Source organism: Syntrophotalea sp. (assembly GCF_050253115.1).
In the GTDB taxonomy this organism is placed as follows: Bacteria; Desulfobacterota; Desulfuromonadia; order Desulfuromonadales; family Syntrophotaleaceae; genus Syntrophotalea; species Syntrophotalea acetylenica.
Genome location: NZ_JBFWJQ010000126.1, coordinates 1 through 7119 on the forward strand (window position 1 = coordinate 1; position 7119 = coordinate 7119).

Genomic DNA, 7119 nt, shown 5'->3' on the forward strand with positions numbered 1-7119 from the left:
GGCAGACCATGGGAGATATCGTCGATGCCTGGCGTGAACTGGCCAGGCAGTACCGTATTTCCACCGAAGAGCAGCAACGCGTTGAAAGCCTGGGTCGAAACCTTGAGCGGATGTTGCTGCATCCGGAAGAAAGAAAGGTCGCCGGCACCAGAACCGAAGGGATCAAGAGTGTATTCAACGATATGGATGAAACCCGACGCTCCTTTTTCCGGCGCTATGCCGTTGAGCCCCTGGGCCGCTTTGGTCGGGACGGTGACCTTGCCCCGGTGCCTGGCCGCGCACCCACGGATACGGCGGTTATCCTTTACACTTCCGGAATCATGGGACGCTCCAAGGGAGCCATGCTGAGCCACGCCAATATCGTGACCAATATCAAATCGGCGTTGCCGCATCTTGAGGTCGGCGAGGGGATGCACACCCTCTCCTTCCTGCCCATCAACCACGTTTTTGAACAGGTGGCCGGAGTTCTGGCGCCGCTATCCGTCAACGGCACCGTATCGATTGCCGAATCCCTGAAAAAAATCGGACAGAACCTGGTCGAGGAAAAGCCGACATATGTCATGGGGGTTCCTGCCGTCTATCGCGTCCTGCTGAACCGCATCCGTCGTGGCATCGAAGAAAAACCGCTCGCCAAGATCTTGTTTTCCATACCTTTTACCCGATCCCTGGTAACTGCGAAGATAAAAAAAAGTTTCGGTAAAAATATCACCTTCATCAGCGGTGGCGCCGCTCTCGATCCCGAAATCGCCAGAGGCATAACAAGTCTGGGCATCACCATTCTGCAGGGATACGGCATAACGGAGACTTCTCCGATCATTGCCGCGGAATCACCCCATCATCGCAAACTGGGCACCGTTGGCAGAACAATACCCGGTGTCGAGGTGCGCATCGACCACCCCAATGAGGAAGGCGTCGGCGAGATCCTGGTCAAAGGCCCCAATGTCATGCAGGGATACTACAAACGCCCCAGGGCCACCGCCGAAGTCATTGTGGATGGATGGTACCGCACCGGTGATCTTGGCCATCTCGATGCAAAGGGCTATCTGACGATTCGTGGCCGTGTGAAAAACCTGATCGTGACGCCCAACGGCAAAAATGTCTATCCGGAGGAGGTGGAAAACGAACTGCTTAAAAGCCCTTTCGTTGCCGAGGTCATGGTGTACGGCCACAAATTGAACGACACCTCGGAGGAGGTTCATGCCATCATTTATCCGGACCAGGAAGCTCTGGACAATCACGTCAGGCAAACAGGTTGCCCGGCCCTGAATGAAGCCGACGTCAAGGAACTCATCCGGCAGGAAGTGCTGGAAGTCGGGAACCGCCTGGCGGACTACAAACGGATCAAACGATTCACCCTGCGTGACGACGAATTTCCCAAAACAACCACCCGCAAAATCAAGCGGTACGTTGTTGAAGCCGATATCCCCGCATCGCGATAGTGTTCATCCGGGAATCCTGGATAAACACTTGATAGTATCCACGGTGCACGGCCAAAACGGATCATGCAGGCTGTTGGTTGCCATCGGAGACCTGGTCATTGAGCGTCCAGAAGTCGTACAGGACGCCAATACCGAAAAGACCGGCGGTAACAAGATACAAAAGGCCCGTGGCCCATTTGCCAAGATAAAAACGGTGAATACCCAGGACGCCGAGAAAACCGAGTAGCAGCCAGGCAATATTGTAATCGAACCTGCCGGGTAAAAAACGCCGGTCGGCCTGGCGGTTCATGCCGGGAATCAGAAGAAGATCGACGAACCATCCAACAAACAACAGTCCGAGGGTAAAGAAATATATGGTGCCGCTGACGGGTTTCCCGTAATAAAAACGATGGGCGCCGATAAACCCGAAAATCCATAAAAGATAACCGACCAGCAAACTATGGGTGTTGTCTTTCATAACTGTCCTCCTGTCAGATATTTTAAGTATTTTCGAGGTATTTTAACTTAATACATTGTTTTTAAAATATAAAAACCATAGAAAATCGATTCTAACGTGCGGGGTTTTCGCCGGCGGCCGAGATAACCGGTGCGGTTTTTTCGCCGTCGATATCCAGATGGGCACCCTCCAGGATATCCGACGGCAGTATCTTGTTCACCTGCACCCCCAGTTCTCGCAGGTTTTCAGCGCGCCGTACCAGATTGCCCTTCCCCGTCGCGAGCCGCCTGTGAGCCTGTTCATAATACAGGCGACTTTTTCCCAGGAACTCCCCAACTTTTTCCAGATCATCGACAAAACGGACAAAATGATCGTAAAGATTGCCTGCCTGACGGGCGATTTCAAGGGCATTACGGTTCTGGTACTCGTGCCGCCAGATATTCTGAATGGTACGCAGGGTAACCAGTAGAGTCGAAGGCGACACGATCATGATGTTCTGTTCAAAAGCCCTCTGAAAAATGTTTTCGTCCTCCTCCAGCGCCAGGGTGAAAGCCCCTTCCACCGGTACGAACATCAACACAAAATCAAGACTTCTTATTTGTGGCAGATTTTCATATTCCTTGCCCTGAAGTTCCTTGAGATGGGCATGAAGTGATGCCATGTGCTGGCGAACGGCGAGCAGACGGGATTCCTGATCGACTGCGTTGACATACCTCTCATAGGCGGTAAGAGAAACCTTGGAATCGATAACAATATCTTTGCTGTCAGGAAGATGCACGACAATATCCGGACGCGATTGTCTGCCTTGCGTGTTGCGGTAACTGCATTGCACCACATATTCTCTGCCCTTGCGCAATCCGGATTGTTCCAGGAGCCGCTCCAGGACTATCTCCCCCCAGGTGCCCTGGGTTTTTGCGTGTCCCTTCAATGCGGCGGTGAGATTGACGGCATCTTCCTGGATCTGCTGGTTGAGTTCCTGCAACCTGACAACTTCCTGTCGCAAGGAATGGCGCTCACGGGCTTCGGCATGGTAAGCCTGCTCAACCTTGGTTCCAAAGTCCTTGATCTGGTCCCTGAAAGGCATCAGCACCCGATCGAGATTCGTTCTGTTCTGATCCACGAAGATTCGGCTCTTCTCGTCAAAGATCCGGTGAGCAAGATTCTGGAATTCCAGGCGCAACTGGTCCCTGGCTTCATTCAGCAAGCCCAGCTTTTCCGAAGCCTGCTTGCGCTCCTGGTCCAATTGCGTTTCCAGGGATGCCGTACGCGCGGCGGCGGCCGAGAGAGCCTGGTTTTTCTCGGCCTTTTCGGATTCCAGCGTGGAGAGACGCACCGCCATAGCCGCGTTCTCCCGTGCGCGGTTTTCCAGGCGTTCCTGCAATACGGCAATCTGGGCGTGCGTGTCGCGATCCCGCACCAGCCTCGCGGTTCGAGCGCGGCGATAAACCAGCATCCCGCCGAACAAGGCGCCGCAAGCCGTACCTGAACAAAAGGCAATCACCGTTGTCAAAACATCCATGGTCAACCGGCCACGCTAAAAGGAATTGAAATAGGCAACATCTGATTTTTTCCGGCTCTATTTACCGGTTTCCGTAGATGTTGGAAAATATTTTTTCATATTGAAGCTTCTCCGCGGCATGCGGTGTTTTGACTTCATTCGGATAGCCCAGTCCGACGATGGATGCCACGGCCAGATGATCGGGGATCTGCAGCAGGTCCTTAATAAACGCCTCGGCGGATTGCGCTTCGTCATGGCGACGGAGCCTTATCTGCACCCAGCAGCTGCCCAATCCCATCTCTTCTGCCGCAAGCTGCAAAAGCGTTGCGGCAACGGAACAATCTTCAACCCAGACATCACATTGTTGGGGATCGGCGCACAGCACGACCGCCAATGCGGCATTTTTGAGAAAGGACGCCCCATGTTTCTTGCTTTTTCCCAGCTTTGCAAGAAGCGCAGGATCCGAGACGAAAATGAATTGCCAGGGATTGAGGCTTCTAGACGAAGGAGAGCGCAGTAAAACCTCCATGAGGGTTTCGATCTTTTCTTTTTCAATTGGACGGGGCTGATATTTGCGGATACTGCGGCGTTTTCTCAGCAAAGAAAGAACCATACGACTTATCTCCTGTGGTTATAACGGTTTTCGTGAATTTTTTGGACGGGGAGCGCCTCTTCCGGATTCGGCAAAACAGATGCCGATGGATATCCGATGCCGATAATGGAGGCGATCTGAAAGTTATCCGGAAGTTGCAGGAGCTGACGCAATGCACTCGTCGCCGAAATGCCGGTGGCATGCTGACGACCGCGGATCTGAGACCAGCAACTTCCGAGACCGACATCCTCCGCCGCCAGTTGAAGCATCGTGGCAGCAACCGCGCAGTCTTCTATCCATACGTCACTTGTATCGGGGTTGCCACAAATGACGATGCAAACAGGGGCTCCGCCTAGAAAGGAGGCGCCCTTGGGTTTGGCGGCAGCAAGAGCCGCCCTGATTTCCGGATCGGTAACGATGATGAATTCCCATGGCCGGCGCCCTTTGGATGTCGGAGATCGAAGCATGGCCTCGATCAGTAAATCCATTTTTTCCGGTTCAATCCTACGGGAATCGAAATTGCGGATGCTGCGCCGCCTTCGCAGCAAGTCGATGAACATGCCCTATCCTCCTTCCCGGCTCAGGCCGTGCAGCCATACGTTTTGCGGCAACACAAGGCTTGGGGGCCTGTTGCATTAACCCCAGGGGAGCCGCCGGTTTCGCGCCCTATATGAATGGAGCCGGGCGGAAACCGTTTTCCCGAACAGGCACGAAGCACAAACCGGACCAAAAAAACATATTGATTTCGAATGCTTCAAACACTAACAGGGACGGAAACAAAATTCAAGGTACGCTTTCGGAAAGACGGCAGGGCAATGGCAGGGGCAACGGTGGCGCCTGGTTTTGGTACGGGTCAGCGGGCATGCAAAAGCAAACGCAGTTTTTCGACTTTTCTTGTAATGGCACTGTCAACGCGATCCTCTCCCAGCATGAACACCAATTGTTGGGTCATGAGAATAACATCGGCCAGTTCATCGATGATTTCACTTTCGGTAACCTTGCCGCGTTTAAAATGTTTGAGGGCGGCGATCAACTCGGCACATTCTTCAATGGCCTGATCGTACTGGGCTTCAATGCCCCATTTCTGAAGGGTGGCATCAAAAATATCGGCGTAGGCTTTGTTATCCATGAGAACTTCTCGCATTATCGGATCCATGTTATTTTTCAGGTGCGGTTTTCAGGGCTGTGCGTGAGACAGGAAGCTGACAGGGCACCTCGATTTTGATGATCTCTCCTCTCTTTTTGATAAAGACGTTCTTTTTTTCAATCGTCGGATGGTAGTCTTCCCCGGAGCATTTCAGAAAATAATTGTCCCCGTTTTTCAATCCGGGAATAAAAGCCGGTACCGGGTATTCAATGTCATCCAGTGTGCAGACAAGAGCTTTCTCGAGTGCCGGCTCTCCCGCATCCCATTGTTGGTTGCCGTTTTCGTCAAGAAAGGCATCGATGATCAGAATGCCGTTTTCCGTCGGCATCAAAGGAGCGCCTCCGAAAAAAAGGTTGAAAATATTGTCTTTTTTGATGCCTTCCTGTTTGATATTGAATTCGCCGGCGGCTTTTTCCGCCCATGCGGTATGCCTGTAGCCGCCCGATATCAGTATAAAACAGCTCACAATCAACAGAAAAAAAATACTCAAACCTGCATTTTTTAACATGTCGCGCTCCAGAGGCGAAGAATTCCAGCAATCGTCTGCCATTCCCAAAGATTGCCGGATGGGTCATTATAGCGGCAATCACCCCAGACTGCCAACCGGCAAAAACATCGGTGGAAAATATCGGAAAAGAAAACTTTTTGGGATATAGTGAAAACCAGCTGATAAACCCTGGCGCTTGAGAGGGCCTATGAAAAGGATGGGTTTGATATTTTGTCTGGCGCTCAGCCTGGGAGGCTGCAGGGAGGCAGGCTCCCAGGTTGCGTCTGCCCAAACCGAAATGCCACTGGAAGTCACCTCACCTCAAACCGCTGTGCCGGAAAACGAAAAACTGCGTTTTCCGCACAAACCCCATGCCACACTCATGGCCTGCAGCACCTGTCATCGGGGAGGCAACGAAAAAGCAGCCCTTACCCGGGAAATGGGACACGGGCTGTGCCTCGATTGTCATCGGCAGAACAAAAAAGGCCCCGTCGAATGTGCGGGGTGTCATTCACGGTAGCCCTGGCTTGAAATGTTTCGTAAGTCAGTTTCCCATATGGATACAAGCTACAAGCCCGTGCTGCTGATTGCCGGCGCCATTTCGCGATAGATTTCCTCCGCCGACGGGAATGGTCTGAGCGCGCGTTCGAAAATACCCAGCGAATAGGCAATGGTCAGACCGTAGTTACTGCAAGGAACACCGGCCTGCTGGCAGTGCATGATGCGGGACAGCACCTCGCGTCGGTTCCACATGCAGGATCCGCAGTTGATGACCAGTTTGTAGGTCGCCAGATCTTCAGGGAAATCATGCCCCTGTGTATGGACAAATTCAAGCTTCCCTCCCACATACTGCTGCAGCCAGCGAGGTATCTTGACTCTCCCGATATCTTCTCCGATGGGGTGATGGCTGCACGATTCGGCAATCAATACGCGATCGCCCGGCATAAGGTTCTCGATGGCCATGGTGCCACGCACATATTCTCCCAGATCCCCCTTGAAACGGGCGAAGAGAATGGAAAACGATGTCATCGGCACGTCTTCCGGGGTGTCGGCTGCAACCTTCAAAAATGCCTGGGAATCTGTTACCACCAGTGCTGGCGGGCGCTTCAGACGGTCAAGGGCATCGCGCAGTTCCCGTTCCTTGACCACCATGCAATAGGCATCGTTATCGAGAATATCGCGAATGGACTGAACCTGAGGAAGAATCAAACGCCCTTTGGGCGCCTCCATATCGATTGGAACAACCAGAACCGCAAGTTCTCCCGACGGCACCAGATCCCCGAGGATGGTAGGGGGATTGATAAATTCGTCAGGAACCGTTCGAATCAGCGCTTCGCGTAAATCGAGAACCCCCTCGCCAGTTTCGGCTGTCGTTGCCACGCAGGGAACTCCGTCCTCCGAAAAGCGGGCAAGATGCTCAGCGGCGGGTTGCGCAATGTCGCATTTATTGAAAACGACGACCACCGGAATATGCCGCTGCTGCAGTTCGGAAAAAATGGCTTCCTCGAAATCTGCCCACA

8 protein-coding genes are annotated in these 7119 nt (G+C 52.8%); 1 reads left to right on the plus strand and 7 read right to left on the minus strand.

Features of this window, described 5'->3' with window-relative positions; all coding sequences use genetic code 11:
* On the plus strand, positions 1-1439 hold a 1439-nt coding region (locus tag AB7E65_RS11190; RefSeq protein ID WP_428745921.1), incomplete at its 5' end, for an AMP-dependent synthetase/ligase.
* 61 nt (positions 1440-1500) lie between these two features.
* Here the strand turns inward: AB7E65_RS11190 and AB7E65_RS11195 are convergent.
* The 7 genes from AB7E65_RS11195 to hydF form a co-directional block, all read right to left on the minus strand.
* A complete protein-coding gene (locus tag AB7E65_RS11195; protein WP_072287692.1) occupies positions 1501-1896 on the minus strand; it encodes an NINE protein in 396 nt (131 codons plus the stop codon).
* 91 nt (positions 1897-1987) lie between these two features.
* On the minus strand, positions 1988-3394 hold the full coding sequence (locus tag AB7E65_RS11200; RefSeq protein ID WP_072287691.1) for a DNA recombination protein RmuC: 1407 nt from the start codon (positions 3392-3394) through the stop codon (positions 1988-1990).
* Positions 3395-3455: 61 nt separating this feature from the next.
* Positions 3456-3986: a nitroreductase family protein gene (locus AB7E65_RS11205; RefSeq protein WP_072287690.1), complete on the minus strand. Its 531-nt coding sequence runs from the start codon at positions 3984-3986 to the stop codon at positions 3456-3458.
* A 5-nt stretch (positions 3987-3991) separates the two neighbouring features.
* Entirely contained in the window at positions 3992-4525 is a 534-nt protein-coding gene (locus AB7E65_RS11210; protein WP_072287689.1) for a nitroreductase family protein, read from the minus strand.
* A 293-nt stretch (positions 4526-4818) separates the two neighbouring features.
* A complete protein-coding gene (locus AB7E65_RS11215; protein ID WP_072288180.1) occupies positions 4819-5094 on the minus strand; it encodes a MazG nucleotide pyrophosphohydrolase domain-containing protein in 276 nt (91 codons plus the stop codon).
* Positions 5095-5122: 28 nt separating this feature from the next.
* Positions 5123-5620, minus strand: coding sequence for a hypothetical protein (locus tag AB7E65_RS11220; protein ID WP_072287688.1), 498 nt, complete (start codon positions 5618-5620; stop codon positions 5123-5125).
* A 546-nt stretch (positions 5621-6166) separates the two neighbouring features.
* The coding region (gene hydF, locus AB7E65_RS11225; RefSeq protein ID WP_428745922.1) for a [FeFe] hydrogenase H-cluster maturation GTPase HydF at positions 6167-7119 on the minus strand (953 nt) is incomplete at its 5' end.